24 protein-coding genes are annotated in these 26,256 nt (G+C 64.4%); 15 read left to right on the top strand and 9 right to left on the bottom strand.

The window, feature by feature from the left end:
- Positions 1-705: 705 nt before the first annotated feature.
- The 10 genes from HTY61_RS13910 (at position 706) to HTY61_RS13865 (ending at position 10,530) form a co-directional block, all read left to right on the top strand.
- Positions 706-1,404: an SH3 domain-containing protein gene (locus HTY61_RS13910; RefSeq protein ID WP_175277365.1), complete on the top strand. Its 699-nt coding sequence runs from the start codon at positions 706-708 to the stop codon at positions 1,402-1,404.
- 201 nt (positions 1,405-1,605) lie between these two features.
- Positions 1,606-1,767, top strand: coding sequence for a Flp family type IVb pilin (locus tag HTY61_RS13905; RefSeq protein ID WP_175277364.1), 162 nt, complete (start codon positions 1,606-1,608; stop codon positions 1,765-1,767).
- Positions 1,768-1,920: 153 nt separating this feature from the next.
- Positions 1,921-2,436, top strand: coding sequence for an A24 family peptidase (locus HTY61_RS13900; protein ID WP_175277363.1), 516 nt, complete (start codon positions 1,921-1,923; stop codon positions 2,434-2,436).
- Positions 2,437-2,565: 129 nt separating this feature from the next.
- Positions 2,566-3,360 (top strand): Flp pilus assembly protein CpaB, encoded by a 795-nt coding sequence (gene cpaB / locus HTY61_RS13895; RefSeq protein ID WP_175278558.1) that lies wholly within the window; start codon positions 2,566-2,568, stop codon positions 3,358-3,360.
- Positions 3,361-3,413: 53 nt separating this feature from the next.
- Positions 3,414-4,919 carry a type II and III secretion system protein family protein gene (locus tag HTY61_RS13890; RefSeq protein ID WP_175277362.1) on the top strand — a complete coding sequence of 502 codons (1,506 nt, stop codon included), beginning with the start codon at positions 3,414-3,416 and terminating at the stop codon, positions 4,917-4,919.
- An 11-nt stretch (positions 4,920-4,930) separates the two neighbouring features.
- On the top strand, positions 4,931-5,605 hold the full coding sequence (locus HTY61_RS13885; RefSeq protein ID WP_175277361.1) for a CpaD family pilus assembly protein: 675 nt from the start codon (positions 4,931-4,933) through the stop codon (positions 5,603-5,605).
- 19 nt (positions 5,606-5,624) lie between these two features.
- Positions 5,625-6,905, top strand: a complete 1,281-nt coding sequence (locus HTY61_RS13880; RefSeq protein ID WP_175277360.1) for a CpaE/TadZ family protein — start codon at positions 5,625-5,627, stop codon at positions 6,903-6,905.
- 33 nt (positions 6,906-6,938) lie between these two features.
- Positions 6,939-8,474 (top strand): TadA family conjugal transfer-associated ATPase, encoded by a 1,536-nt coding sequence (locus HTY61_RS13875; protein ID WP_175277359.1) that lies wholly within the window; start codon positions 6,939-6,941, stop codon positions 8,472-8,474.
- Positions 8,475-8,514: 40 nt separating this feature from the next.
- Positions 8,515-9,528: a type II secretion system F family protein gene (locus tag HTY61_RS13870; RefSeq protein WP_175278557.1), complete on the top strand. Its 1,014-nt coding sequence runs from the start codon at positions 8,515-8,517 to the stop codon at positions 9,526-9,528.
- A 3-nt stretch (positions 9,529-9,531) separates the two neighbouring features.
- Positions 9,532-10,530 carry a type II secretion system F family protein gene (locus tag HTY61_RS13865; RefSeq protein WP_175277358.1) on the top strand — a complete coding sequence of 333 codons (999 nt, stop codon included), beginning with the start codon at positions 9,532-9,534 and terminating at the stop codon, positions 10,528-10,530.
- A 78-nt stretch (positions 10,531-10,608) separates the two neighbouring features.
- Here HTY61_RS13865 and HTY61_RS13860 read toward each other — a convergent pair whose 3' ends face one another.
- Positions 10,609-11,457 carry a tetratricopeptide repeat protein gene (locus tag HTY61_RS13860; RefSeq protein WP_175277357.1) on the bottom strand — a complete coding sequence of 283 codons (849 nt, stop codon included), beginning with the start codon at positions 11,455-11,457 and terminating at the stop codon, positions 10,609-10,611.
- A 139-nt stretch (positions 11,458-11,596) separates the two neighbouring features.
- Between HTY61_RS13860 and HTY61_RS13855 the strand changes: the two genes are divergently transcribed.
- The 3 genes from HTY61_RS13855 to HTY61_RS13845 all read left to right on the top strand — a co-directional run bounded on the left by HTY61_RS13855 (position 11,597) and on the right by HTY61_RS13845 (position 14,283).
- Positions 11,597-12,991, top strand: coding sequence for a leucyl aminopeptidase family protein (locus tag HTY61_RS13855; RefSeq protein WP_175277356.1), 1,395 nt, complete (start codon positions 11,597-11,599; stop codon positions 12,989-12,991).
- 84 nt (positions 12,992-13,075) lie between these two features.
- On the top strand, positions 13,076-13,426 hold the full coding sequence (locus HTY61_RS13850) for a MarR family transcriptional regulator (RefSeq protein ID WP_175277355.1): 351 nt from the start codon (positions 13,076-13,078) through the stop codon (positions 13,424-13,426).
- The gene (locus HTY61_RS13845) at positions 13,423-14,283 is read left to right on the top strand and encodes a C40 family peptidase (protein ID WP_175277354.1); all 861 of its coding nucleotides are present in this window, start codon (positions 13,423-13,425) and stop codon (positions 14,281-14,283) included. The genes HTY61_RS13850 and HTY61_RS13845 overlap by 4 nt, the downstream gene beginning before the upstream one ends.
- On the opposite strand, the gene HTY61_RS13840 is transcribed toward HTY61_RS13845, so the two are convergent.
- From HTY61_RS13840 to HTY61_RS13810, 7 genes are all read right to left on the bottom strand, one after another.
- Positions 14,280-15,233, bottom strand: coding sequence for a 2-hydroxyacid dehydrogenase (locus tag HTY61_RS13840; protein WP_175277353.1), 954 nt, complete (start codon positions 15,231-15,233; stop codon positions 14,280-14,282). The genes HTY61_RS13845 and HTY61_RS13840 overlap by 4 nt on opposite strands.
- Positions 15,234-15,237: 4 nt before the next feature.
- The gene (locus HTY61_RS13835) at positions 15,238-16,866 is read right to left on the bottom strand and encodes an ABC transporter ATP-binding protein (RefSeq protein ID WP_175277352.1); all 1,629 of its coding nucleotides are present in this window, start codon (positions 16,864-16,866) and stop codon (positions 15,238-15,240) included.
- Entirely contained in the window at positions 16,863-18,029 is a 1,167-nt protein-coding gene (locus tag HTY61_RS13830) for an ABC transporter permease (RefSeq protein WP_175277351.1), read from the bottom strand. Before HTY61_RS13830 ends, HTY61_RS13835 begins: the two co-directional genes overlap by 4 nt.
- Before the next feature lie 2 nt (positions 18,030-18,031).
- Positions 18,032-19,147 (bottom strand): microcin C ABC transporter permease YejB, encoded by a 1,116-nt coding sequence (locus HTY61_RS13825; protein ID WP_175277350.1) that lies wholly within the window; start codon positions 19,145-19,147, stop codon positions 18,032-18,034.
- Between the two features lie 33 nt (positions 19,148-19,180).
- Positions 19,181-21,052 carry an extracellular solute-binding protein gene (locus HTY61_RS13820; RefSeq protein ID WP_175277349.1) on the bottom strand — a complete coding sequence of 624 codons (1,872 nt, stop codon included), beginning with the start codon at positions 21,050-21,052 and terminating at the stop codon, positions 19,181-19,183.
- Positions 21,049-22,890 (bottom strand): extracellular solute-binding protein, encoded by a 1,842-nt coding sequence (locus HTY61_RS13815; RefSeq protein WP_246272807.1) that lies wholly within the window; start codon positions 22,888-22,890, stop codon positions 21,049-21,051. Before HTY61_RS13815 ends, HTY61_RS13820 begins: the two co-directional genes overlap by 4 nt.
- Before the next feature lie 120 nt (positions 22,891-23,010).
- Complete coding sequence (locus tag HTY61_RS13810) at positions 23,011-23,610, bottom strand: c-type cytochrome (protein ID WP_175277348.1); 600 nt, start codon at positions 23,608-23,610, stop codon at positions 23,011-23,013.
- 161 nt (positions 23,611-23,771) lie between these two features.
- Here HTY61_RS13810 and HTY61_RS13805 point away from each other — a divergent pair, with 161 nt between their 5' ends.
- Entirely contained in the window at positions 23,772-24,515 is a 744-nt protein-coding gene (locus HTY61_RS13805) for a 3-deoxy-manno-octulosonate cytidylyltransferase (protein ID WP_175277347.1), read from the top strand.
- A complete protein-coding gene (locus HTY61_RS13800; RefSeq protein WP_175277346.1) occupies positions 24,512-25,366 on the top strand; it encodes a prephenate dehydratase in 855 nt (284 codons plus the stop codon). The genes HTY61_RS13805 and HTY61_RS13800 overlap by 4 nt, the downstream gene beginning before the upstream one ends.
- Before the next feature lie 10 nt (positions 25,367-25,376).
- On the opposite strand, the gene HTY61_RS13795 is transcribed toward HTY61_RS13800, so the two are convergent.
- Entirely contained in the window at positions 25,377-26,222 is an 846-nt protein-coding gene (locus tag HTY61_RS13795) for a fumarylacetoacetate hydrolase family protein (protein WP_175277345.1), read from the bottom strand.
- Between the last annotated feature and the right edge of the window lie 34 nt (positions 26,223-26,256).

Below are 26,256 nucleotides of genomic sequence, written 5' to 3'. Positions count from 1 at the left end.
CGCCCCCCGCCCCCAGTTGGATAAATTTCGCGCTCCTTTCCCGGAACTCCGGCATTTCCGCGAAAACTTGTCCACCGCCCTCCGGCCTCGCCTATCCTTCCCCTTGCCCCCTCGCGGAAGCCTGAGTGCGCACCGGCATTTCGGGGAGGGGGACGGTACCCGGTGTCCGCGTGCAGGTGGCGCGGGCAGGAGCCGGCTTGACGGAAGTCGCCCAACAGCTCCGAAACCGGGGAGGCATATCGGTCCCGCGCGTGACCGCCGTGCCGCCGGCTCCCCCGGGCGGTAGCAGCAGCGGCGGGCGAGCGGCGCCGGAACGCGAGCGCATCCGCCACGGGGAAGGCGGGTCACAGATGCGTGCCGTATCCGGCCTGCGAGCTGCCCACGGGCAAGGCGGCGGGATGACTGATGTCGTGAGAATGCCGAGCGGGCGGTCGGGGGACCGCGCAAAACAAGAGATGAGCGGCCTCCGACCGCCCGTCTTCCAGGAGTTTCAATGGCCAGACCGGTTGGTTCCGGGGCGTGGCGAGGATGGGGCATGTCCGCACGCGCGGGGTTCCGTTTCGCCGGCTTCACGCGCCGGAGTCCGCCGGCAATCAAACGTGAAGCGGCGCGGCGCAATCGCCAAATTCCCGGCGCATATGCCGTGTGAACTGCCCCGGCGCGGCACCCGTGCCGCGCGTTCGACAGGTACGGGGTGGAGTGAACATGAGTATTGTCTGGGAAGACGCGCCCGGCCGTGTTGTGCCGGGCGGAGGCGCCGGCAAGGCGCGCGGCAGCCATGCCGCCATCGTCGTTCTTGCGGTCCTGTTCTGTGTCGTCGTGGCCGCCTTTGCCGTGGCGATCCTGTGGCCCGGCGCGGGCCGTGCGCCCGTGGCGCCGCAGCCGGCGGCGGATGTCTCCGCGACGCCGCTTCCGGAGGGCGGGGCCGGGCCGGTTTCGCCGACGGCGCCGCGCCTGGCGCAGGTCGAGCGGCCGCTTGCCGACGGCTCGGAGCGTTTCGTCGTCGCGCCGAAGTCGCCGCGTCCCGCGGTTCCGGCCGTCGATGACGGCCCGGTTGCCGCCCTTCCCGGCGCGGCCGCGGAGCCGGTGCCCGTCGCCGAGACCGAGGCGGACGTGGTCGCCATCGAGGCCGAGCTTGCCGCGGCCGGCGCGGACACCTTCGCCCTGCCGGAGGCACCGGCGGAAACCGCCGCCGCCGATCCCGCGGAACCGGCAATGGTGACGGCGCGCGCGCGTGAATGGGTCAATCTGCGCGCCGGCCCCGACAACGGGGCGGAGGTCCTGGCCGTCGTGCCCGGCGGCGATGACCTGCGGGTCGAGCCGGATTGCTCCGGCTGGTGCGCCGTCGCCTGGGACGGCCGGCGCGGCTACATATACGAGAGCTTCATCGCCTTCGACCGGTGATGCGCGCCGCGGCGGGCCGGCGCGCCCGCCCGTGCGTCGCCGCTTACCCTTTCTTCACCATGGCGGCGGTTTCCGGCGCTTAAAACTTTGGAAACCGTGTTCCTTAAGCCGGTGGCAACAGGCCCCGGGTAGTTTCCCCCACGTCCGGTTGGCACCGAAGAGTGTCGACGACAGTGCTGTGAACGAGAATAGGAGCTCACCATGTTTGCACGTTTCCTGAAAGACGAGTCCGGTGCGACCGCCATCGAGTACGGCCTGATCGCTGCCCTGATCGCTGTTGCCATCATCGCCGGCGCGACCACGCTCGGTACCGAACTGAACGCCAAGTTCAACGCGATCGGCACGACCGTCAAGGGCGTCTAATCGATAGGCTGCCACGCGGCAGCGCAAACTGCATGATCAGGGCCCGTCGTTTCCGGCGGGCCTTTTTCGTCGGTACGGCCCCTGCGGCGCGTTTGGCCTTTCTTAAGGGCGATGGGGCTAGGAAGGGGCATGTGAAAGAGCGGGAGTGGAGCGATGATCGCCGCCATCATCATGGTCGTGTTTCCCTTTTCGATGATATTCGCGGCCCTGTCCGATGTCTTCACCATGACCATCGGCAACCGCATCTCTGCGGTGCTGATCGGCGCCTTCCTCGTCGTCGCGCCCTTCATCGGCCTGTCCTGGGCGGAGTTCGGCTGGCATGTCGCCGCCTTCGCCCTCGTGCTCGCGGTCACCTTCGCCCTGTTCGCGACCGGCACCATGGGCGGCGGCGATGCGAAGCTGCTCGCCTCCACCAGCCTCTGGATGGGCCTCGGCCCGTCTTTGCTCGACTACCTCCTGTGGGCGACCGTGTGGGGCGGCATCTTCACGCTGTTCCTGGTCTTCTTCCGCAAGTCGTCCCTCGCCGTCTATGCCGGCGAGATCCCGATCCTGCGCCGCATGATCGACGAGCGGGACGTTCCCTACGGCGTTGCGCTGGCCATTGGCGGCCTCATCGCCTTCCCGCAATCGCCTGCGATGACATGGGCGCTCGCGCAGGTCGCTGGCTAACTCTGCGGCAGATAGCTCGCATTTAATATTTATTAAGCAAGAAAATTACGGGGTCATTAACCCTAATTACACCTTTGCCAATGAAACATGCACCCGAGAGGTTCGGAATCTGTCCGTGAGGTGGGTGCCATTATGTCGAAGCGTATCATTATTCTTGGCGTTGCGGTTCTCGCTGCGGGAGGCGCCGGCTATCTTGCCATGAACATGGCCGCGCCTCAGCAGAATGTGGAGCTGGCCGAAACGCGGCCGGTAGTGGAGACCGACCAGGTTCTGGTCGCCACCGAGAACCTGAACACCGGCGCCGCCATCGACGGGCAGCTGCGCTGGCAAGAATGGCCGGTCGGCGCTCTTTCGCCCGATTTCATCACGCGCTCGATGCGGCCGAACGCCATCGAAGAGCTGCGCGGTTCGGTCATCCGGTCCAGCGTTGCCCAGGGCGAGCCGATCCGCCCCATCAAGCTGCTCGGGCCCGACCAGAGTTTCATGTCGTCGATCCTTCCCGCCGGCAAGCGCGCCGTCGCCACGCAGATCGCCGCCGACACCTCGGCGGGCGGCTTCATCCTGCCGGATGACTATGTCGACGTCATCATGACCCGGACCATGCCGGGTGGAAGCGGATACGTTACCGAGACGATCCTGGAGAACATCCGCGTACTGGCCATCGACCAGACGATTCGCGAGAACGAGGAGGGCCAGCTGGTCCAGGTCGGGCAGACGGCCACGCTCCAGCTCACCCCCCGCCAGGCGGAAATCATAACTGTCGCGCAGCAGATGGCGGAACGCCTGACTCTGGCGCTGCGCTCGGTGCGCGACGTGGAGCCGGACACCGATACAGGTGGCGCCGAGCACCTGCTCTCCGGAGGGGTCGGTGGTGCCGTCACCCTCATCAAGTCCGGCCAGCGCAGCGAGGTCCAAACGCGATGAACGGCCTTCTTCCACGCTCAAGCTTTGAAACCGCCGAACGGAGCTCTCCGGGCATGACCATCAAGCAACTGAAATCGGCCATACTGTCGGTGGCGGTTGGCGCCACCCTGGCAGCCGCCTCCCCGCTCATTGCGCCGTCCGCTTTCGGCGCGGTCGCCGAGCCGGGCAACATCATCAAGGTCGGGCGTTCGACCGAAGGATCGGAACGTGTGACGCTCGGCCTCGACAAGTCGATCGTCCTCGACCTGCCGGTCGACGCGCACGATATTCTCGTCGCCAATCCGGAGGTCGCCGATGCCGTGACCCGGACCGCGCGGCGGATATATCTCTTCGGCAAGCAGGTCGGCGAGACCAACATCTTCATCTTCGACAAGTCGGGCCGGCAGGTCGTCAGCCTCGATCTGCGTATCGAACGCGATGTTTCAGGGCTGGATCGCTATCTCGCCCGCTTCATCCCCGATTCCGACATCAAGACGGAAATCATCAACGACAACATTGTCCTGACTGGCACCGTGCAGACGCCGCAGGATGCGGCCAAGGCCAGCCAGATCGCCGAGATATTCCTCAAGGGCGGTGATGCCACCCAGAACGGCTTCTCGTGGTTCTTCCAGACCGGCAACAGCCAGATCGTGAACATGCTCGATATCGTTGGCGGCGACCAGGTGACGCTCAAGGTCACGGTTGCCGAGGTTCAGCGCTCGGTCATGAAGCAGCTCGGCCTCAATCTGGTCGGAAGCCATAGGCCGGCTGGGGACGGCATTTCCTTTGCCGCGATTTCCGAGGGGATTGCCGGCGCGCTCGGCAAGCCGCTTGCGCCTTCGGGACTCGGCCTTGCCGCCTCGGTCAGCGGCCTCTCGCTGGAGGCCTACTTCCGCGCGATGGAGGAGGCCGGCGTGATGCGCACGCTCGCCACGCCGACGCTCACAGCGGTTTCCGGCGAGACGGCAGTGTTCAAGGTCGGCGGCGACTACAACATCATCAAGGGCTCAACCGTCGATGAAGACAATGGCACGACCTATTCCATCGAGACGGTGGAATACGGCATCGGTCTGGAATTCACGCCGGTGGTGCTCGCGCCCGGCCGTATCAGCCTGAAGATACGCACCTCGGTGTCCGAGCCGACAGTCGAGGGCACCGTACCGCTGTCGATCGGCGCATCCAACGGTGCCTCGACGAATGTCCTTTCCATCCGCCGGCGCCTTGCCGACACGACTGTCGAGCTGCCGTCCGGGGGTGCGATGATGATTGCCGGCCTGATCCGCGACGATGTCCGCCAGGTGGTCAGCGGCTTCCCGGGACTGCAGAAGCTTCCGGTGATCGGTTCCCTGTTCCGCAGCCGGGACTACATCCGCAACGAATCCGAACTTGTCATTACCGTGACGCCCTATCTCGTGCGGCCGACCGCGCCCAACAAGCTGGCGCTGCCGACCGACAATCTCGCGCCGCCGAGCGATCGCACGACCTATCTTCTCGGTCGCGTGAACCGCATCTACGGCACGGCGAAGAAGAAGCTTCCCGATGGCCGCTATCATGGCGCGGTCGGGTTCATATACAAATAGGAGTCGGGCCTATGCGTTCGAGAGCAATTGTCAAATCCGCGGGCCTGCTTCTTGTGGCAGTCGCCTTCGCCGGTTGCGCGAGGACGGACCGCGAGCATATCGAGGTTGGCGGCATCCCGCTTGACTACCGTGCGCGCCATCCCATCGTGCTGGACGAGCAGGAAAAGACGATCGACATTCCGATAGCGTCGGGCGCGCGGGAGCTCAACAGCGCGGTCCGCAGCAACATCCGCGGCTTCGCATCCGGATTTGCCGAGGCCGGCACGGGGTCGCTGTTCGTGATACTGCCTTCCGGATCGCCGAACGCCCATGCGGTCGGTGCCGTCAAGGAACAGATCATTGAGAGCCTGGTTGCTGGCGGAGCGCCGCGCAACCGGCTGATCCTCCAGCATTATGATGCCAGCGCGCATGGATCCGCGGCCGCTGTACGGCTTTCCTACAACACGGTCAGCGCTTCGGCAGGCCCCTGCGGCAACTGGCCCGACGACCTGGCCGATACGAAGTACAACAGGAACTACTACGACTACGGCTGCTCGTCCCAGGCCAATCTGGCGGCAATCATCGCCAATCCTGTTGACCTGATGGGCCCCCGTCAGTCGAGTTCCATCGACGCGACCCAGCGCGCCGCGGTGATCGAGGACTACCAGTCCGGACCGCGCGGCGCCGCGTCCGAAGTCAGGTATTAGAGCGGGTTTGGAGAAAACCATGTCAGACGTTGCCTACAACGAAGACTTCGAGGAAAGGCCGGCAGCCGAACCGGGCGAGGTCGCCGCGCTTGCCGAGGTGCGCCCGGTCCCGCGAATCTCGATCCAGGCTTTCTGCGAGACCGAGGGCGTGGCTGCGCCGATCGGGCGGATGGCCGAGGATCGCCGGATGGCCAAGGCCCAGACCCGTGTTTACATGGGCGGTATCCCGGCTGCGGTTGAATTCTATCAGAGCGCCCCGACGCCGAACCTGGTGATTCTGGAATCCTCGGCGCCGACCGACGAATTGTTCAGGACGTTGAACGAACTGGCCGAGGTCTGCGATCCCAGCACCAAGGTCGTGATAGTCGGCCACAACAATGATGTCGCGCTCTACCGCGAGCTGATCAAGAGCGGCATATCGGAATACATGGTGGCGCCGGTCACCATCGCGGACATCATGAATGTCGTGTCGACCCTGTTCGTCGATCCCGAGGCCGAGCCGCTTGGCCGTTCCGTCGCCTTTATCGGCGCAAAGGGCGGTGTCGGCTCCTCGACCATCGCGCACAACGTTTCCTGGTCCATCTCGACGCTGTTCCAGTCCGAGGTGGTGATTGCCGACATGGATCTGCCCTTTGGCACGGCGAACATCAATTTCGACCAGGATCCGGCGCAGGGCATCGCCGAGGCCGTGTTCTCGTCCGATCGTATCGACGAGGTCTATCTCGACCGGTTGCTGGCGGATTGCGCGGAGCATCTGTCGCTTCTGGCCGCGCCCTCCATGCTGGACAAGGTCTATGACTTTAGCCCGGATGCATTCAGCCAGCTGATCGAGGTTGCGCAGCGGACATCGCCATATGTCATCCTCGACGTTCCGCATGTGTGGAACGGCTGGACGCAACGCACGCTGGAGCAGGCGGATGAGGTGGTCATCGTGGCCACCCCGGAACTTGCCAACCTGCGAAACGCCAAGAATCTGATCGATACCTTGCGCAAGCTGCGCCCCAACGACTTCGCGCCCCGTCTGGTGCTGAACCAGGTCGGAATGCCGAAACGCCCGGAGATCGATCCGGACGATTTCGCGGAGCCGCTCGAACTCGATCCGGTCGCGGTGATTCCCTTTGATGCACAGCTGTTCGGTACCGCGGCCAACAATGGCCGCATGCTTGCCGAGACCGACGCCGCCAATCCGATCGTCGCCAGTCTGTCGAACATAGCGCATCTGGTTACCGGACGCGGGGTCATCAAGGAAAAGCAGAAATCCGGCCTGAAGGGGATTCTCGAAAAGCTCAAGAAGAAGTGAAGCTTCGTCGAAACGGTGTAACGGGACTGAACGATGTTCGGAAAAAAGGGAACGGGTAGCAAGCCAGGTGGCTCCTTCGGGGGTGCGTCGCCTTCTCCGGCTCCGCGGGATGTAGCGCCCGCGCCGGCTGCGCCGCCGCCCGCCGCGCCGCCGGCTGATGTCATGCCGGCGCCGGCCGCGCCGGCACCGGAAAGTCGTCCGCAAGCCGCGGCCGCGCCGATGCAGCAGCCCGCGGCGGCGCCCCGCGATCTGCCGGATGAAAAGCCGCGCGCCCGGACGCAGCGCAACGACGTCTACTACGACACCAAGATGCAGGTGTTTTCGGCGCTGATCGAGACGATCGACCTGTCGCAGCTGGCCAAGCTCGATGCCGATTCGGCACGCGAGGAAATCCGCGACATCGTCAACGACATCATCGCCATCAAGAATTTCGCCATGTCGATCGCCGAGCAGGAGGAGTTGCTCGAGGACATCTGCAACGACGTCCTGGGTTACGGCCCGCTCGAGCCGCTCCTTGCGCGCGACGACATCGCCGACATCATGATCAACGGTGCCGATAGGGCCTATATCGAAGTCAACGGCAAGGTGCAGGAAGCCGATGTGCGCTTCCGTGACAACCAGCAGCTGTTGAACATCTGCCAGCGCATCGTCAGCCAGGTCGGCCGCCGCGTCGATGAATCGAGCCCGATCTGTGACGCGCGTCTTCCGGACGGCTCCCGCGTCAACGTCATTGCGCCGCCACTTGCCATCGATGGAACGGCGCTGACAATTCGTAAGTTCAAGAAGGACAAGCTGACCCTCGATCAGCTGGTCAGCTTCGGATCGATCTCGCCCGAGGGGGCGACGCTTCTGGAAATTATCGGTCGCGTGCGCTGCAACGTCGTCATTTCCGGCGGCACGGGCTCCGGCAAGACGACGCTTCTCAACTGTTTGACACGCTATATCGACGAGGACGAGCGCATCATCACCTGCGAGGACTCGGCGGAACTTCAGCTTCAGCAGCCCCACGTGGTGCGGCTCGAAACGCGCCCGCCGAACCTGGAGGGCGAGGGCGAAATCACCATGCGTGATCTCGTCAAGAACTGCCTGCGCATGCGTCCGGAACGCATCATCGTCGGCGAGGTGCGCGGTCCGGAGGTCTTCGACCTTCTCCAGGCCATGAACACGGGCCATGACGGCTCGATGGGCACCATCCACGCCAACACCCCGCGCGAATGCCTCAGCCGAATGGAATCGATGATCGCGATGGGCGGCTTCACGCTGCCACAGAAGACCGTGCGCGAGATCATCGTGGGCTCGGTGGACGTCATCATCCAGGCGGCGCGCCTTCGCGACGGTTCGCGTCGCATCACCCACGTCACGGAGGTGATCGGCATGGAAGGTGATGTCATCATCACCCAGGATCTGGTCGTCTACGACATCGAGGGCGAGGATGCCGACGGCAAGATCATCGGCAAGCATCGGTCCACGGGTGTGGGCCGGCCGGCGATGTGGGACCGTGCCCGCTATTACAACGAGGAACAGCGCCTCGCCGCGGCACTCGATGCAATGGAGGTTGCAGCCGCGTGACCGTGTCGGGGCCAGTCAGTATCGGTAAATCGCTATGGTGATATTCGGTCTGCCAGCGTCTGTTGTCGCTTTTGTCGTTCTCGCCGGTCTCGGTGTGGGCGGCGTCCTCTATGCCTTGTTCTTCACCACCATCGAGAACGAGCAGAAGGTGAACCGCCGCCTGTCAAGCATCAAGGCGCAGTCCACCGACAGCGCGTCGCGCCGCGCCGCGCATGAGCGCGCCTCCGAGGGGGCCAAGCGCAAGAAGCAGATCGCGGATTCACTGGCCGAGCTCGATGAGCGCAACAAGGATCGCGCCAGGGATGCCACGCATCCGTCCCTGAAGAAGATGCTCGTTCAGGCGGGGCTGAAGATCGATGTTCGCACATTCTACATCTATTCGGCGGTCTGCGGGGCGCTGCTCACTGTCGTGGCATTCCTGTCCGGCGTGCCGTCGCTCTACCTGATCGGGGTGCTTTTCGTGGGCATTTTCGGCCTGCCCCGCTGGACTGTCGCCATTATCCGGAAGCGTCGCATGAAGGCGTTCCTGAACGAGTTTCCCAATGCGATCGACGTGATCGTGCGCGCCATCAAGTCGGGCCTTCCGCTGAATGACGGTCTGCGCCTGATCGCCTCGGAGGCGCGCGAGCCGGTCAAGGGCGAGTTCCGTCGCATCATTGAGGCGCAGCAGCTCGGTCTTTCGACGCCCGAGGCCTGCGGCCGCATGTACCAGTCGATGCCGCTTCCGGAAGCAAATTTCTTCGCCATCGTCATCCAGATCCAGGCGAAGGCCGGCGGCAACCTTGCGGAGGCGCTCGGCAACCTTTCGAGTGTCCTGCGCGAGCGCAAGAAGATGAAAGCGAAAGTCGCGGCCATGTCCATGGAAGCCAAGGCCTCCGCCGCGATCATCGCGTCGCTGCCCTTTGTCGTTACCGTTCTCGTCTACCTGACGAGCCCCGCTTACATCACCCTTCTGTTCACCACGAACACCGGCTTTCTCATCCTTGGCGTTTCGGCCGTGTGGATGTCGATCGGTGTCTTCGTGATGCGGCAGATGATCAACTTCGAGGTCTAGCCGATGACCGACGATATCGTGAACCTGCTGACCTCTCAGCAGTTCGTCTTTGCGATCCTGGTGTCGGTGAGCGTGTTTGCCACGCTGTTCACCGTTCTGGCGCCAATGCTTGGCGGCAATGAACTCAAGAGCCGCATGAAGACGGTAGCCACCGAGCGCGACGAGATCCGCGCCCGCGAGCGCGCACGCCTTGCCGCCGAGAAGCAACAGAACCGCAATTCGTTGCGCATGGAGGCCAAGGAAGGTGGTGTGCGTCGCATCGTGGAGCGCCTCGACCTGAAGACGGCGCTCGCCGACCAGTCCACGATTGACAAGATGCGCGCGGCCGGCTTTCGCGGCCAGCAGCCGCTGAACGTGTTCCTGTTCCTGCGTCTCGTGCTGCCGCTGGTCTTCTTTGTCGCCGCCCTGGCCTATGTGTTCGGCTTGCATGCTCTTGCCGAGCAGCCGACGGCGATCAGGATCCTGGCCTGCGTGGGCTTTGCCTATGTCGGCTTCTACGCGCCGAACATCTACGTTTCCAACAAGGCCACGAAGCGCAAGCAGTCTATACAGAAGGCGTGGCCCGATGCGCTCGATCTCATGCTGATCTGCGTCGAGTCGGGCATGTCCGTCGAGGCGGCCTTTCGCAAGGTGTCGGAGGAGATTGGCACGCAATCCGTTCCGCTGGCCGAGGAGCTCGTTCTCGTCGGCGCCGAGCTCTCCTTCCTTCAGGAGCGCCGCATGGCCTACGAGAACATGGCCAACCGCACCGGGCTGGAAAGCGTCAAGTCGGTGGCCCAGGCGCTGGTACAGGCCGAGCGTTACGGTACACCGGTCGGCCAGGCGCTGCGCGTGCTGGCTGCCGAGAGCCGAGACCAGCGCATGAACGAGGCCGAAAAGAAAGCAGCCGCCCTGCCGCCGAAACTGACCGTGCCGATGATCCTGTTCTTCCTGCCGGTCCTGTTTGGCGTCATCCTCGGCCCTGCCGGCATCCAGGTATCCCAGCGCGGCGGCATCTTCTAGGAAGAGGCCCGCTTCCGACAACGGAAAAGGCGGCTCGCAAGGGCCGCCTGTTTTCGTTGGATCGTCGGGGATGTGTGCTTATTGCTGTGCGGTCTTCTTCTCGTCTTCCTGCTGGATCATGTTCCAGGCATTCTGCTGCGACAGCATCTTCCGCAGGTAGTCGACATTGGCCTGTGCCTGTTGCGGCGAAAGTTCGCGTTGTGCGATCTGCTCCGCCTCTTCGAAGCGGCCCTGCAGGCCGACGACGAGAGCGAGGTTCTGGCGCACGCGGCTGTCTGCGGTCGGGCTCTGTGCCGCCTCGCGCAGGTAGTTTTCCGCCCGGGCAAGATCGCCCTCGAGCAGGTAGCTCATGCCCAGGTTGGACAGGATGGTCGGTTCGCCCGGCTGCAGCGTCAGCGCCTTCTCGTATATGCGGCGTGCCTGGCCCGAACGTCCGGTCTGGTCGTAGATGGCGCCTTCGGCCGACAGCAACCGCCAGTCCGGACGGGTCGGATCCTGCGCGCGCTGAATGGCATCGAGCGCCTGTGTGAATTCGCCGACGCTGGCAAGTGCCTTGCCGTATGCGGCGAGCACCTGCTTGTCGTCGGGATGGTCGATGGCGGCCTTGCGCATTACCGCGAGCGCCTGCTCGTTCCGGTTGTTCATCCGCAGGATCGAGGCGAATGTCATGGCGACATTCTTGTCCTTGGGATTGCGCTCGTATGATTTCGAATAGGAGGCGAGCGCCTGCTCCAGTTCCGTCGCCGTCATCTGTTCGACCGCCTTGTGCGACGCGGCCGGGCTGATCGATCCGGTCGTGATCGACCGGTCGGCGCAGGCCGTCGCGGTCGAGGCCGCGAGCAGTATGACCATGGCGCGAAGGAACGGGCGGGCTTCTTGCCTCTGTGGGGAGGATGCCGGACGGGCACCGTTGGCGATTCGCCTCATGCTGCGCTCCCAGGCAGCGTTTCCGTGGATGACGCTGCAACGATTGACGGTGAGTCTCTTGTTGGAAGCAATATTCTGTTAACCCTAACCAATGGTTAACGTTCCGCCCGTCGGGCGCTTGCAGGAGAGAACTGGTCGAATGAATCTGAATGATGTCTTGGCTCCGACGACCCGCCGCACCAGGACGGCGCGGCCGGTCTGGATGATCCGTTCCGACAGCCCGGCGGACATTGCCGCTCTGGCCCCGGCTGCTTCCAGGTGGATAGAGGAAACGGGCTTCAAGGCGGGCGCCGGGGAGGTGTTGCTGGTCCCGGGCGACGAACCGGGTACTGTCGCCGGCGCAGTGCTCGGATTGGGCGAAGCCGACGATCCCTTCGCCGCCGGTGCCTTGGCGAGGAAGCTGCCGGCGGGAGACTGGTATTTCGAGGATGGCGGCGAGATCGACCTGCGCCTTGCCAGCCTCGGGTTCCTCATGGGAGCCTATCGCTTTTCGCGTTATCGCAAGCCCGCGTCCCCTGCGCCGCGCCTGGTCCTCGACCGGAACCTGGACCGCGGTGAAATCGGCGCTGTCGCCGAGGCCGTGTGGCTGGCGCGCGACCTTGTCAACACGCCGGCAAACGATCTCGGCCCCGACGGCATCGAGGCGGCGGCGCGCGCTGTCGCGAAGGGACGCAAGATGACCGTCCGGGTAACCAGGGGCAACGAGCTGCTGAAGCAGAACCTCCCGCTGATCCACGCGGTCGGTCGCGCTTCGGCCCAGGCGCCCCGCCTGATCGACCTTCGCTGGGGCAAGCGCGGTTCGCCGCGCCTGACGCTGGTGGGCAAGGGCGTCGCATTCGACACCGGCGGACTCGACATCAAGCCGCCATCCGGCATGCGCAACATGAAGAAGGACATGGGCGGCGCGGCCAACGTGCTGGCGTTGGCCGGGCTGATTGTGGACATGAAGCTGGACGTGCGCCTGCGCGTCCTGATACCGGCCGTCGAGAATGCCATCGCGGGCAATGCCTTCCGCCCTGGCGACATCTTTCCCAGCCGCAAGGGGCTTACCGTCGAGATCGGCAACACTGATGCGGAGGGACGGCTGGTTCTTGCCGACGCGCTGACGTTGGCGGATGAGGAGAAGCCAGACCTGCTGATCGACATGGCCACGCTGACGGGTGCCGCCCGGGTCGCGCTCGGCCCGGACGTGCCGCCATTCTACACCACCGACGATACCTTTGCCGATGCGGTCGCCGCCGCCTCGCTGCTGGAGCACGATCCGCTCTGGCGCATGCCCCTGTGGGCACCCTACGCGAAGGGCCTCAACTCGCAGGTTGCCGATCTCTGCAACGTCACCACCGACGGCATGGCCGGATCGGTGACTGCGGCGCTGTTCCTGAAACGCTTCGTCACCGAGGCCAAGAGCTGGGCGCATTTCGATATTTTCGCCTGGAGCCTGAACGCAAAGGCACACGCGCCCGTGGGCGGCGAGGCACAGGGCATCCGTGCGTTGCTGATGGCCCTCAAACAGCGTTACGGCGTGGCCGACTAGGCACCGCGGGGACGTCCCCATATTGCGTTTTCACCGGTTCGGTGCCTATTGTGCCGGAGCCGAAACGAACGCGATGACGGGAAGATGTCCATTCGCTTGAGGCCGAGTCAGGCGCTGGCCCTTTGGCACCAGGTTGCCCTATCGGAGGTGCGCGACGACGAGCCGGATCTGACGCTTCGTCAGATGGCGGTGCTGTTGTCCATCTATCTGGAGCCGCCGCCGCATACCGTGCGCGGTCTCGCCGCAAAGCTGAACGTCACCAAGCCGGTGATCACCCGTGCGCTCGATTCCATGGGCGCGCGCCGCCTTGTCACCCGGCATCGTGATCCGAACGACAGGCGCAATGTCGTCATATCGCGCACGGTGGAAGGCTCGCTCTATCTTGAGCGTTTCGCGGACGTGATTATCGCCAAGGCAAGGGAACTGCCGCTGTGACGCTCGATCCCCGGCTGCACGCCTATCGTCCCGATCTGGCAGACAGGGTGTTGGAAGGCCGGGTTCTTGCGGAGCGGTTCGTCGATGCCCGCCCGGCCGTCATTGCGGTGCCGGTTGCGGATCTGCACGGCGCGCCGTCCCGGGAGGCCGGCATCGACACGCAGTTCCTGCTGGGCGAACCGGTGCGCGTCTTCGAGGTGGCAAAGGGCTGGGCGTGGGTGCAGGGCGTGCGCGACGGCTATGTCGGATACGTTCCGGGCAGTGCGTTGTCATTCGATACCGAGCCTGCGCCAACGCATCGTGTAACCGCGCTCCGCACCTGGCTTTTTCCGGAACCGGAACTGAAGAAGCCGCCGCTTGCCGCGCTCTCCATCGGTGCGCAAGTCGCCATCGCGGGTGAGGAGGTGCATCGGGGCACGCGTTACGCGATGCTGGCCGACGGTACGGCGCTGCCGGCCGTTCATGTCGCGCCGGTCGGAAAACACGCGCCCGATTTCGTTGCGGTCGCCGAACGGTTCCTCGAAACGCCCTATTTGTGGGGCGGCGCGTCCGGTTTCGGCGTCGATTGCTCCGGTCTCGTCCAGCTGTCCATGCGCATGGCGGGAACGGAAGTGCCGCGCGACACCGACATGCAGGAGGCGAGCATCGGCGAGGCCGTCGAGGTCGGGGTCGGCCGTTCAGGGCTGCGCCGCGGCGACCTGGTGTTCTGGAAGGGGCATGTCGGCATCATGGTCGACGACACACGCCTGTTGCACGCCAATGGCAGCACGATGAGCGTGGCGCTCGAACCGCTTGCCGATGCGATCGCCCGCATCGAGCCGCACTACGGTCAGCCCACCTCGTTCAGGCGGCCCTAGTAGCCTGCCTCGCGGTCGACCACGTTCCTGAGCGGTTCGCCGCGGTCGTGCGCCTCCATTTGCTCGATCATGGGCGGCACCAGCGCGTGCGGCATCGAGGTCGCCGCCGCATGCGGTGTGATGGTCACGCGCGGATGGTTCCACAGCCGGCTATCCTCCGGCAGGGGCTCGGTCTCGAAAACGTCGAGGGAGACTGCGCCCAGCCGTCCGTCTTCCAGCGCCGCGATTATGTCCGCCTCCTTCTGCAGGCCACCGCGACCGGCATTGATCAGTATCGGGGCGCCAAGCGGTCCGCGCCTCTTCATCCGGTCGAACAGCCGCGCCGAAAGGATGCCGCGCGTCGCCGGTGTCAGCGGCAGCAAGCAGACCACGATATCGGCAACGGCCAGGAACTGGTTGAGTCCGTTGTCTCCGGTGAAAACGTCGATTTTCTCGCCTGTCTTCTCCCTCCGGCTCCAGCCGACCACCTCGAAGCCCAGTGTGCGCAGCTTCCTGCCGGCATCGCGTCCGAGTGTGCCGTAGCCGAGAATGCCGACGGTCACGTCCCGTGCCGCCGGCTGCATGATGTCCTCGTGCCACAGGCGCCGTGCCTGCTGTTCGCGGTACAGCGGGCCCTTGCGATGGTGGTCCAGCACCTGCCAGGCGACATATTCGCTCATCCGCTCGGTCAGGTCGTCGGCGATCGCCCGCACGATCGGTACGTCGGGCAGTTCGTCCTCCGCGAAGATGTGGTCGACGCCCGCGCCGATGGAAAAGATCGCCTTCAGGTTCGGGAGACCGTTGAGCACGCCGCGCCGCTGTTTCCACACGACGGCATACTCGATGTCCGGGTCGTTCGCTCCTGCGGGTTCCGTGACCACCTTTCGGTCGGGTGCCGCCTTTTCGAGTTCGGCGCACCATGTCGCGGGATCGAAGCCGGTGACGGACAGCAGGATGGTGCCTTTTGCCATGGGTCTACTCGTTCACGATGCCGGCCGGGGCCACCTCTATGTCGAAGGCGGCGGCCATGAGAGCCTTGGTATAGTCGGTCTTCGGGTTGTCGAAAATCTCTTCCGCCCGCCCGGCCTCGACGACCTTGCCGTTGCGCATGACCATGACCTCGTTGGCCAGCGCGCGCACCACTTTCAGGTCGTGGCTGATGAACAGGTAGGCGAGGTCGTGCTTGCGTTGCAGGTCGCGCAGCAGGTCCACCACCTGGGCCTGGACGCTCATGTCCAGTGCCGAGGTCGGTTCGTCCAGCATGACGAATTTCGGCTTCAGTACCATGGCCCGCGCGATGGCGATGCGCTGGCGCTGGCCGCCGGAAAACTCGTGCGGGTAGCGGAACCGGGTGTCGGGGTCGAGTCCGACCTCATCCAGTGCCCCTGTCACGCGGGCGTCGCGCTCGTCGCGTGACAGTTTCGGCTCATGGATGCCGAGGCCTTCGCCGACGATCTCGTCGATGGACATGCGGGGGCTGAGACTGCCGAACGGATCCTGGAACACGATCTGGATCTCGCGCCTGAGCGGACGCATCGCCTCGAAGGAGTAGGTGCTGATCTCACGGCCGCCGAAATCGATCCTGCCCTGCGATGCGATCATCCGCGTCAGCGCCAGCCCCAGCGTCGTCTTGCCCGAGCCGGATTCGCCGACTATGCCCAGCGTCTGGCCCTTGCGGACGGTCACGTCGACACCATCGACTGCCTTCACGTTGTCGACGGTCTTGCGCAGCAGCCCCTTGCGGATCGGGAACCAGACTCTGACGTTCTCGCCGGTCAGCACCGTCTCGGCATTGTCGTTGAGCGGGATCGGCTTGCCCTTCGGCTCGGCGGCCAGCAGGTGCTTCGTGTAGCCGTGCTGCGGGTCGGAGAAGATTTTCTCTGTCGGTCCCGTCTCCACGATCCGGCCTTCCGTCATCACGCAGACGCGGTCCGCGATGCGCCGCACGATGCCGAGATCGTGGGTGATGAACAGCATCGACATGCCTTCCTCGCGCTTCAGCTCGTCGAGCAGCTTGAGGATCTGCGCCTGCACGGTGACGTCGAGTGCCGTCGTCGGCTCGTCCGCGATCAGCAGTTTCGGCCGGTTGGACAGTGCCATGGCGATCATCACGCGCTGGCGCTGCCCGCCGGAAAGCTGGTGCGGGAAGGCCTTCAGGCGCTTGGCCGCGTCGCGGATGCCCACCTGTTCGAGCAGTTCCAGCGTCCGGGACGGGATCTCCACGTCGCGCGCACCGTGCAACCTCAGTGTCTCGCCGATCTGCTTTTCCACCGTGTGCAGCGGATTGAGCGAGGTCATCGGCTCCTGGAAGATCATCGCGATATCGTTGCCGCGCACCTTGCGCAGCTCGTTCTCGGTCGCGGACAGCAGGTCCTTTCCCTCGAACAGGATTTCGCCGGACGGGTGGCTTGCTGCCGGATATTGCAGCAGCTTGAGTACGGACAGCGCGGAGACGGACTTGCCCGAACCGGACTCGCCGACCAGCGCGACTGTCTCGCCGTCGGCGATGTCGAAGGAGATGCGGTCGACGGCGGTGGTCGTCTCGCCGCCCTGGGTGAAGGCGACGGAGAGATCGCGAACGGAGAGAAGAGGGGGATTCGTCATGCGAACGTCTTCCTTGGATCGAAGGCGTCGCGCGTCGCCTCGCCGATGAAGATCAGCAGCGACAGCATGACCGAGATGACGATGAAGCTGGCGAAACCCAGCCACGGTGCCTGCAGGTTGTTCTTGCCCTGGAGGATCAGTTCGCCGAGCGAGGCAGAGCCGGGCGGCAGGCCGAAGCCGAGGAAGTCGAGCGACGTCAGCGTTGTGATCGAGCCGTTCAGGATGAAGGGCAGGAATGTCAGCGTCGCCACCATGGCGTTCGGCAGCAGGTGGCGGAACATGAGGGTGCGGTTCGGCACGCCGAGGGCGCGCGCAGCGTTGACATATTCGAAATTGCGCGCCCGCAGGAATTCCGCCCGCACGATGCCGACGAAGCTGACCCAGGAGAACAGCAGCATGATGCCGAGCAGGATCCAGAAGCCCGGCGGCAGGATGGCGGCAATGATCAGCAGCAGGTAGAGCACGGGCATGGAAGACCAGATCTCGATGATGCGCTGGCCGATCAGGTCGGTCCATCCGCCAAAGAAACCCTGGATCGCGCCGAAGGTTACGCCGATCACCGCCGAGAGCGCCGTCAGGATCAGGCCGAACAGCACCGAGATCCTGAATCCGTAGATCAGCCGGGCGAGCACGTCGCGCGCCTGGTCGTCGGTGCCGAGCCAGTTGAAGTTGCCCCAGGTGCAGTTCGGGTCGTCCGCGCCCTTCGGGTAGCGTACGCAAAGTTCCTCCCGGCTGTCGAACAGGAAGGCCGGTTTCGACGGCGCGGAGGTCGGCACCTCCTTGTTCACCGTGCGGTAGGAATAGCGGATCGGAGGCCATATCATCCATCCGCCATTGGCCGCGATTTCCTCCTGTATGAAGGAGTCGGTGAAGTCGATGCGCGGCAGCGCAAGCGGATCGTCGGGAAACAGCACCCGCTCGGAATAGGTCTTGAATATGGGCGTCAGGTACTGGCCCTTGTAGGAAACCAGGATCGGCCTGTCGTTGGCGATGAACTCGGCGAAGAGCGACAGGATGAACAGGGCGAGGAAGATCCACAGCGACCAGTAGCCGCGCCGGTTCGCCTTGAAGTTCTGCCAGCGGCGCTGGTTCAGCGGCGACAGGAAAGGGCGCCTGCGTGGTTTCGGTCCGCTCCGTGCGGTCAATGCGGCGGTTTGCTCCATCGTCACACGTCCCTGCGCTCGAAGTCGATGCGCGGATCGACCCAAGTGTAGATCAGGTCCGACAGCAGTCCGACCAGCAATCCCATCAGCGAGAATATGTAGAGCGTCGCGAAGACGACGGGGTAGTCCCGGTTGATGACCGACTGGAAGCCGAGCAGGCCAAGCCCGTCGAGCGAGAAGATGGTCTCGATCAGCAGCGAGCCTGTAAAGAAGGAGGATATGAACGCGCCGGGAAAACCGGCGATGATGATGAGCATGGCGTTGCGGAACACGTGGCCGTAGAGGACCTGTCGCTCGTTCAGCCCCTTCGCGCGGGCAGTGACGACATATTGCTTGCGGATCTCGTCGAGAAACGAGTTCTTGGTCAGCAGTGTAGACGTGGCGAATGCCGACAGCACCATGGCAGTCAGCGGAAGCGCAAGGTGCCAGAAATAGTCGACGATGCGCATTGGCCAGGACAGTTCCGACCAGTTGTCCGACGTCAGGCCCCTGAGGGGGAACCAGTCGAGGAACGATCCGCCCGCGAACAGCACGATCAGCATGATCGCGAACAGGAAGCCGGGAATCGCATAGGCGACGATGATCACGCCGCTTGTCCACACGTCGAAGGCGGAGCCGTCGCGGACGGCCTTTCGTATGCCGAGCGGGATGGAAATGCCGTAGGAGATCAGCGTGATCCACAGTCCCAGCGAGATCGAGACCGGCATTTTTTCCTTGATCAGGTCGATCACCGAGATGTGACGGAAGAAGCTTTCGCCGAAATCGAAGCGCAGATAGTCCCACAGCATCAGGCCGAAGCGTTCCAGCGGCGGCTTGTCGAAGCCGAACTGCTTTTCCAGCTCGGCGATGAACTTCGGGTCGAGTCCCTGCGCGCCGCGATACTTAGAGGAGATCTCGTTGCCGCTGGCGAGGTCCGAGCCGAACTCCTCCTGGGCGCCGAAGTCGCCGCTGCCGCCGGTAATCCGGTCGGTTGCGTCGCCGCCCTGTCCGGTCAGCTGCGCGATCACCTGTTCCACCGGTCCGCCGGGGGCGAACTGGATGACGGTGAAGGAAATCGCCATGATCCCGAGGATGGTCGGGATCATCAGCAGCAGTCTTCGCAGGATGTATGCCCCCATCAGGCGGCTCCCCCGCGGTGTGTCACTTTCACGTCAAGCCTTTCCAAGCGCCTCAGCTTTTGCCCGGTCGGTCCACCACAGTCGCTCCACCGGCCAGAAGTAATCGGGCTTCGGTTCCTTGAAGCCGTACATGTCCCAGTAGGCGACACGGTGATTCGCCGATGTCCAATTTGGAATCCAGTCTCGCCTCAGGCGCAAGACCCGGTCGAGAACGCGCATCGCGGTGCGGTGTTCCGCGCGCGTCCGCGCCGCGCCGACCTCGGCGATGATGGCGTCGATCAGCGGGTCGGCCGTTCCGGTCCAGTTTTTCGAACCTTCCTCCTGCGCCGCCTTGCTGCCGAGCACGCCTTCCAGTCCGGACCTTGTCGGCGTCGCGGTCCATGACAGCGCGAAGCCGGCGATGTCGAAGTCGAAACTGTTGGTACGTTCTTGGAACTGTGCCGGGTCGACGAGTCGGAGCGAGGCATTGATCCCCAGCGCGCGCATCGTCTCCACCCAGGGATTGTAGATGCGCTCGAACACGCTCGACCGGATCAGTATCTCCGCGTCGAGCGTTTCGCCGTCGGAGTTGCGCAGCACGCCGCCGTCATTCTTCCACCCGGCCGCGTCGAGCAGCCCGATGGCAGCGCGCAACCGTCTGCGGTCGCGGCCCGATCCGTCGCTCGGCGGCTCGCGATAGGCGTCGCCCTCGATGCCTTCGGGAATGGCGTGTTCGGCCGACAGTTTCCCGATCAGCGCCAGCTCGTCGGTATCCGGCGGGCCGGAGGTTTCGTAGTCCGATCCCGCGAACAGCGAGTGGCTCTTCTCGTATGCGCCGTGGAACAGGTTCTTGTTGGTCCAGTCGAAGTCGAAACACAGCGCGATCGCGTCGCGGACGCGCCTGTCGCGGAACTGCGCGCGGCGCTGGTTCGGCGCCAGGGCCTGCATGCTCGGCCGCGTTTCCCGCGGGAAAAGCCGTTGCACCACCCGGCCGTCCTGGACTGCCGGGAACCCGTATTCCGTCGCCCAGCTCTTCGATGTGAATTCCTGGCGCCAGGTGATCGCGCCCTTCTTGAATGCTTCGAATGCCGCCTGGCGTTCCTTGTAGAACTCGATGCGGATGGTGCGGAAATGGTCCAGCCCCCGTGCGGTGCCCAGGTCTTTCGCCCAGTAGTCGTCGACGCGCTCGTATTCGATGTAGCTTCCGGCCGAGAATTTCCCGACCCGGTAGGGCCCCGAGCCGAGGGGCGGCTCCAGCGTCGCGGCATCGAAGGGCCGGTTGGCGTACCATCTCTCGTTCAGGACGGGATAACCGGCGATCGCCAGGATGGCCTGTGCCGATTGCGTTCCGTCGAAGACCAGCGTCACGGTCTCCTCGTCCTCGGCGACCGCCTCCTTGAGCACCGAGAGCGGCAGGGACAATTCGGGATTGCCTTGTGCCTTCAGTGTTTCGTAGCTGAAGGCGACGTCATGCGCGGTGACGGGCGATCCGTCGTGCCAGCGCGCTTCCGGGCGCAGCCTGAATGTGAAGCGGTTCCGGTCGTCGGAGATCGTAACGCTCTCGGCGAGGTGGCAGTAGACGGCGTCCGGTTCGTCCCAGGCCGAAACAGTCAGCGCGTCGAAGCAGTATTCCATGCGCGGCGGCGCGTCGCCCCGGCGCACGAAGCTGTTCAGCGTGTTGAAGGTCTGGACGTTCTGGTTGAAGTACCAGTATCCCGGCTGGAAGTTGAATGTCCCGCCATCCGGCGCCTCGGGCGAGGCGTAGTCGAAATGGGAAAAGCCGCGCGGGTATTTCAGGTCGCCGAAGGCCGACAGCCCGTGAAGTTCGATCCCGCTCGGGTTCTCCGCTCGCGGAAGGGCGGGGAAGGCGGCGCTGACGGTCAGGCCGCCGGAAAGGATCAGGAAGCGCCTGCGGTCCGGCCTCATTGCAACCTCGCGGCCTTGTCAGCGTCGTACCACCATACGGTCGGGAAGCCGATCGAGTACTCCGGCAGCGGTTCCGGTCGGCCGAACTTGTCCCAGTAGGCGATGCGCGCGTTGCGCGACGTGTAGGACGGGATGACGTACTGGTTGGCCATCAGCACCCGGTCGAGCGCCCTTGTTGCCGCCACCAGTTCCTCGCGGTCGGTCGCGAAGACCACCCGCCTGATCAGGGCATCGACGGCCGGGTCCTTGATGCCGGCATAGTTGCGGGACGCCTCGCGGTCGGCGGCCTCCGAGCCGAAGAAATCGAACTGCTCGTTGCCGGGCGACAGCGACTGCGCCCAGCCGGTATAGATCATGTCGAAATCGCGGCTTCGGACCCGGTTCACATATTGCGACGGCTCCACCGATCGCACCCGCATGTCGATGCCGAGCTTGCGCAGGTCCTCGGCGAAGGGCAGGGCAACCCGCTCGATCGTCGGCCCGTTGAGCAGCAACTCGAAGGAGAACGGCTCGCCGGTCGTCTTGTTGACCATCATGCCGTTGCGCTGCTCGAAGCCGGCTTCCTGCAGCAGCTGCAATGCCTCGCGCATGTTCTGGCGGTGTGCCCGTCCTCCGCCATTGACCGGGTTCCGGTATTCCTCGGTGAATACCCGCTCGGGCACGAGGTCGCGCACGGTTTCCAGGATTTCCAGTTCGCGGCCCTGTGGCAGGCCTTCCCAGCGTAGCGGGATGCCGTAGAAGAAGGAATCCACGCGCTCGTACTCGTTGTAGAAGATGGTCTGGTTCAGCGTCTCGAAGTCGAAAACCAGGTTGAGTGCGCGGCGCACGCGATAGTCCTGGAACAGCGGCCGGCGCAGGTTGGGCACGAAGCCGACGAGGATGCCGGCGCTGCGATAGGGGTTTTCCAGCTTCTCGCGCCTGATCTTGCCTTCCTGCACGGCGGGAAAGTCGTAGGCCGTTGCCCAGCGCTTGGCCTCGTTTTCCAGCCAGAAATCGAACTCGCCCGCCTTGAAGGCCTGGAACTCGACATTGAGGTCGCGATAGTAGGTGTAGGTGATCCGGTCGAAATTGTGAGATCCGACATTCACCGGCAGGTCGCGGCCCCAGTAGTCTTCGACACGCTCGAATGTGACCGTCGAGCCGGGGCTGAACGTCGCTATGCGGTAGGGACCGGATCCTGGCGGCGGTTCCACCGTCGTCTCGGCGATGTCGCGCGGATTCCCGTCCGCGTCGGTTCCCTCCCACCAGTGTCGGGGCAGCACCGGGAGCTGGCCGACGATGTGCGGCAGTTCCTTGTTCCCCGCCTCGTCGAAGGTGAATCGCACCGTGCGCTCGTCGAGCGCCTCGGCGCCGGTCACGTGCTGGTAGTAGAAACGCTGTTGCGGGTTGATCTCGACCAGCTTGTCGAAGGACCACACCACGTCGTCGGCCGTCACCGGCTCGCCGTCGTGCCAGCGCGCGTTCTCGCGCAGGCGGTAGGTCACTTCGGAGTAGTCGTCGGGAAAGGCCAGAGCCTCGGCGAGAAGGCCGTATTCGGTGGACACCTCGTCCTCGGAGCTCGTCATCAGCGTCTCGTAGACGAAGCCGACGATGCCGGTGGCCACTTCGCCCTTGGGCAGGATCGGATTGAGCGAGTCGAAGCTGCCCGTTTCCGAGAGACGCAATTCTCCGCCCTTGGGCGCGTCCGGATTGACATAGTCGAAATGCCGGAAGTCCGGCGGGTATTTCGGCTCTCCGATCAGGCTGGTGGCGTGACGCCACTCCGCTTCCTGTGCCGTTGTCGCCTGGAGCGACCCCACCACCATGCCAATGACCAAGAAGACAGTTCTGATCCGCACGCCATGCTCTCCCTGCCGAGTGGGCTTGTCACGAATTTAAAGGCTAATGCGGGAAAACAAAGGCAAAAAAGAAGCCGGGACAGTGCCCGGCTTCGATCCGTTCCGTTCGCCGCGAGGCTGTTACTCGGCTGCGCCTTCCGCGCTGGCCGCTTCGTCCGCCGGTGCCGCGTTCGGGTCGGGCAGCGGAGCCGGGTTGGCCGACATGGTGCGCAGATAGGCGATCAGGTTGGCCCGGTCGTCGATCTTGGAGAGGCCGGCAAAGCCCATTGCCGTTCCCGGCACCAGGTTTTTCGGCTTCTTGATGAATTCGTTCAGGTGCTCGTAATCCCAAACCGCGCCGTTGGCGGCGAACTCGGTCATCGCGCCGGAATACTTGAAGCCCTCATGCGCGGCGACCGGGCGATTGACGATGTCCCAGAGGTTCGGGCCGACCTTGTTGGCACCGCCCTCTTCCGTCGTGTGGCAGGCTTGGCACTTCTTGAACACGCTCGCGCCCTTGTCGACATCGGCGCTTGCGAGCAGCGGGGCGATCAGTTCGACTTCCGGGGCTTCCGCCACGCCGGTGTCGCTGCCTGCGCTCTCGTCCACGACGATCGCGAATCCGGCCTGTTCCGGTGTTTCCGTGTGAAAAATCGCTTCCCCGAGGATGCCGACCGTCATCATGATGAAGACCCCGCCGAGGAGGGTGCCGGCATAAGTGTTCAGATTCGACGAACTCATCGCTTGACCAAATCCCGATTCCTGAATGGTTGCGCGCGACGCAGCGGCGCAGATTGGCGCGGAAACTAGGTCTTTTGCTCCGCTTATGCAACACATATAAGCGCGTTGGTTTTGAGACTTTTTGCCATTTTCGTTCCAATCGGACTTCGATACCTGCCGTCATGCGCCCACTCGTTCTCGTCCCCGCCCGAATGGCCTCGACCCGTCTTCCCGGCAAGCCGCTTGCCGAGATCGCCGGCAGGCCGATGATCGTTCACGTTGCCGAGCGCGCCCGCGAGGCGGACTGCGGCCCGGTTGCGGTGGCGACCGACGATGCCCGGGTCGCCGAGGCCGTGCGCGATGCCGGCTTCGCCGCCGTGATGACACGGGCCGATCACCCGTCCGGCTCCGATCGCATATTCGAGGCGCTGGGCGCGCTTGATCCGGAGGGGCGGCATGACGCGGTCATCAATGTGCAGGGCGACCTGCCGACCATCGACCCGGCGGACATTCGCGCCGCCCTGTCGCCGCTTTCCGACCCTGCCTGCGACATTGCGACGCTGGGGGTGGAAATCGTGGACGAGGCGGAGAAAACCAACCCCAACGTGGTCAAGATCGTGGGCTCGCCGCGTGGACCGTCGATCCTGCGCGCGCTCTATTTCACCCGCGCCACTGCGCCCTGGGGCGAGGGGCCGCTCTATCATCATGTCGGCCTTTACGCCTATCGCCGCGCGGCGCTCGACCGTTTCGTTGCGCTGCCGCCCTCCGTCCTGGAAACGCGCGAGCGGCTGGAGCAGCTTCGTGCCCTCGAGGCCGGCATGGAGATCCATGCGGCAATCATTGACTCCGAGCCGCTCGGGGTGGATACGCAGCCCGATCTGGAACGCGCCCGCGCGATCCTGGGCCAGGGAAAGCAAGCGACATGACGGAATCCTCGAATCTCATCGCCTTCCAGGGCGAACCCGGTGCCAATTCCGACACGGCCTGCCGCGACATGTTTCCGGACATGGAGCCGCTTCCCTGCGCGACCTTCGAGGATGCCTTCAACGCGGTGGAAAGCGGCAAGGCGCGGCTCGGCATGATCCCGATCGAGAACACGATTGCGGGACGCGTTGCCGACATCCATCACCTGCTGCCCGAGTCGCGGCTGCACATTGTCGGCGAGTATTTCCTGCCGATCCATTTTCACCTGATGGTCCTGCCCGGCGTCTCCATGGAGCGGATCCGGTCGGTCCACAGCCACATCCACGCGCTCGGCCAGTGCCGCAAGGTGATCCGCAAGCACCGATGGAAGGCGATGGTCGCCGGCGACACGGCGGGGGCCGCGAAGCTGGTAGCGGAGACTGGCGACAGCACGATGGCCGCGCTGGCGCCCGAACTGGCCGCCGAGATGTATGGCCTCGATATCATCGCCCGCGATGTCGAGGATCAGGAGAACAACGTCACCCGCTTCGTGGTGCTCTCGAAGGAGAAGCAGGTTCCCGATCGCGTCTCGCCGGACGAACTGATCATGACCACCTTCGTCTTCCGCGTCCGCAACATACCGGCCGCGCTCTACAAGGCGATGGGCGGATTCGCCACCAATGGCGTGAACATGACGAAGCTGGAGAGTTACCAGCTTGGCGGCAAGTTTTTCGCCACCCAGTTCTACGCGGACATCGAGGGGCACCCCGAGGATCGCAACGTTCGGCTGGCTTTCGAGGAACTTGGGTTCTTTTCCGAGGATTTCCGCATCCTCGGCGTCTACCGGGCGTCGCCGTTCCGCGAGGGCATGTGACGGCAGGGCGTTAGCCCTGCACGACCCTCTGACGCTGCGTGCCCAGCCCGGTGATGCCGAGTTCCATCACGTCGCCTTCCTTGAGGTAGACGGGCTCCGGCTTGATGCCCATGCCGACGCCGGGAGGCGTTCCGGTCGAAATCACGTCGCCGGGATGCAGCGTCATCAGCCGTGAAAGGTGCTCGATGATCGTCGCCACGTCGAAGATCATCTTGGACGTGTTGCCGGTCTGCCGGCGCACGCCGTTGACGTCGAGCCAAAGGTCGAGCGCCTGCGGGTCGGCAACCTCGTCCTTCGTCACCACCCAGGGGCCCGTCGGTCCGAACGTGTCGCATGACTTGCCCTTGGTCCACTGGCCGGTGAGCTTCGTCTGGAAGTCCCGTTCGGAGACGTCGTTGACGATGCAGTAGCCGGCGACATGGTCGAGCGCGTTGTCCCGCGTCACGTATTTCGCCCGTGTCCCGATGACGACGCCGAGCTCGACTTCCCAGTCCGTCGCCTTCGAATCGCGCGGCAGTTCGACGTCGTCGTTCGGTCCGACGATCGCCGAATTTGCCTTCATGAACAGGATCGGGTGGTCCGGGATCGGCAGGTTCGATTCCGCCGCGTGGTCGGAATAGTTGAGGCCGATGCACATCATCTTGCCGATGTTTCCGACGCATGGGCCGAGCCGCGTGCCGGCATCGACCTCGGGCAGGGTGGCCGGGTCGATATCCGCCAGCCGGGCCAGCGAATCCGGGTGCAGTGCCGCCCCGTCGATGTCGTGCAGGTGGGCGGAGAGGTCACGGATTCTGCCATCCGAATCGAGCAGTCCGGGCTTTTCGTGTCCCGGCGCCCCGTATCGCAGAAGTTTCATCGGCTCGGTCCTCCCGGTTGGCGTCGGGTGCGGA

It is taken from the genome of Oricola thermophila (assembly GCF_013358405.1).
Lineage (GTDB): Bacteria > Pseudomonadota > Alphaproteobacteria > Rhizobiales > Rhizobiaceae > Oricola > Oricola thermophila.
The sequence above is the reverse complement of the archived record's forward strand: the minus strand, read 5'-3'. Positions and strand labels throughout refer to the sequence as shown.

Coding starts and splice junctions, on each gene's coding strand:
- HTY61_RS13880 (WP_175277360.1), top strand. CDS start 5,625: ATGTCAGACGTTGCCTACAACGAAGACTTCGAGGAAAGGCCGGCAGCC.
- HTY61_RS13830 (WP_175277351.1), bottom strand. CDS start 18,029: ATGGAGCAAACCGCCGCATTGACCGCACGGAGCGGACCGAAACCACGC.
- HTY61_RS13910 (WP_175277365.1), top strand. CDS start 706: ATGAGTATTGTCTGGGAAGACGCGCCCGGCCGTGTTGTGCCGGGCGGA.
- HTY61_RS13820 (WP_175277349.1), bottom strand. CDS start 21,052: ATGAGGCCGGACCGCAGGCGCTTCCTGATCCTTTCCGGCGGCCTGACC.
- HTY61_RS13840 (WP_175277353.1), bottom strand. CDS start 15,233: ATGGCAAAAGGCACCATCCTGCTGTCCGTCACCGGCTTCGATCCCGCG.
- HTY61_RS13810 (WP_175277348.1), bottom strand. CDS start 23,610: ATGAGTTCGTCGAATCTGAACACTTATGCCGGCACCCTCCTCGGCGGG.
- HTY61_RS13795 (WP_175277345.1), bottom strand. CDS start 26,222: ATGAAACTTCTGCGATACGGGGCGCCGGGACACGAAAAGCCCGGACTG.
- HTY61_RS13835 (WP_175277352.1), bottom strand. CDS start 16,866: ATGACGAATCCCCCTCTTCTCTCCGTTCGCGATCTCTCCGTCGCCTTC.
- HTY61_RS13850 (WP_175277355.1), top strand. CDS start 13,076: ATGTCCATTCGCTTGAGGCCGAGTCAGGCGCTGGCCCTTTGGCACCAG.
- HTY61_RS13805 (WP_175277347.1), top strand. CDS start 23,772: ATGCGCCCACTCGTTCTCGTCCCCGCCCGAATGGCCTCGACCCGTCTT.
- HTY61_RS13855 (WP_175277356.1), top strand. CDS start 11,597: ATGAATCTGAATGATGTCTTGGCTCCGACGACCCGCCGCACCAGGACG.
- HTY61_RS13890 (WP_175277362.1), top strand. CDS start 3,414: ATGACCATCAAGCAACTGAAATCGGCCATACTGTCGGTGGCGGTTGGC.
- HTY61_RS13885 (WP_175277361.1), top strand. CDS start 4,931: ATGCGTTCGAGAGCAATTGTCAAATCCGCGGGCCTGCTTCTTGTGGCA.
- HTY61_RS13905 (WP_175277364.1), top strand. CDS start 1,606: ATGTTTGCACGTTTCCTGAAAGACGAGTCCGGTGCGACCGCCATCGAG.
- HTY61_RS13865 (WP_175277358.1), top strand. CDS start 9,532: ATGACCGACGATATCGTGAACCTGCTGACCTCTCAGCAGTTCGTCTTT.
- HTY61_RS13800 (WP_175277346.1), top strand. CDS start 24,512: ATGACGGAATCCTCGAATCTCATCGCCTTCCAGGGCGAACCCGGTGCC.
- HTY61_RS13825 (WP_175277350.1), bottom strand. CDS start 19,147: ATGGGGGCATACATCCTGCGAAGACTGCTGCTGATGATCCCGACCATC.
- HTY61_RS13900 (WP_175277363.1), top strand. CDS start 1,921: ATGATCGCCGCCATCATCATGGTCGTGTTTCCCTTTTCGATGATATTC.
- HTY61_RS13860 (WP_175277357.1), bottom strand. CDS start 11,457: ATGAGGCGAATCGCCAACGGTGCCCGTCCGGCATCCTCCCCACAGAGG.
- HTY61_RS13875 (WP_175277359.1), top strand. CDS start 6,939: ATGTTCGGAAAAAAGGGAACGGGTAGCAAGCCAGGTGGCTCCTTCGGG.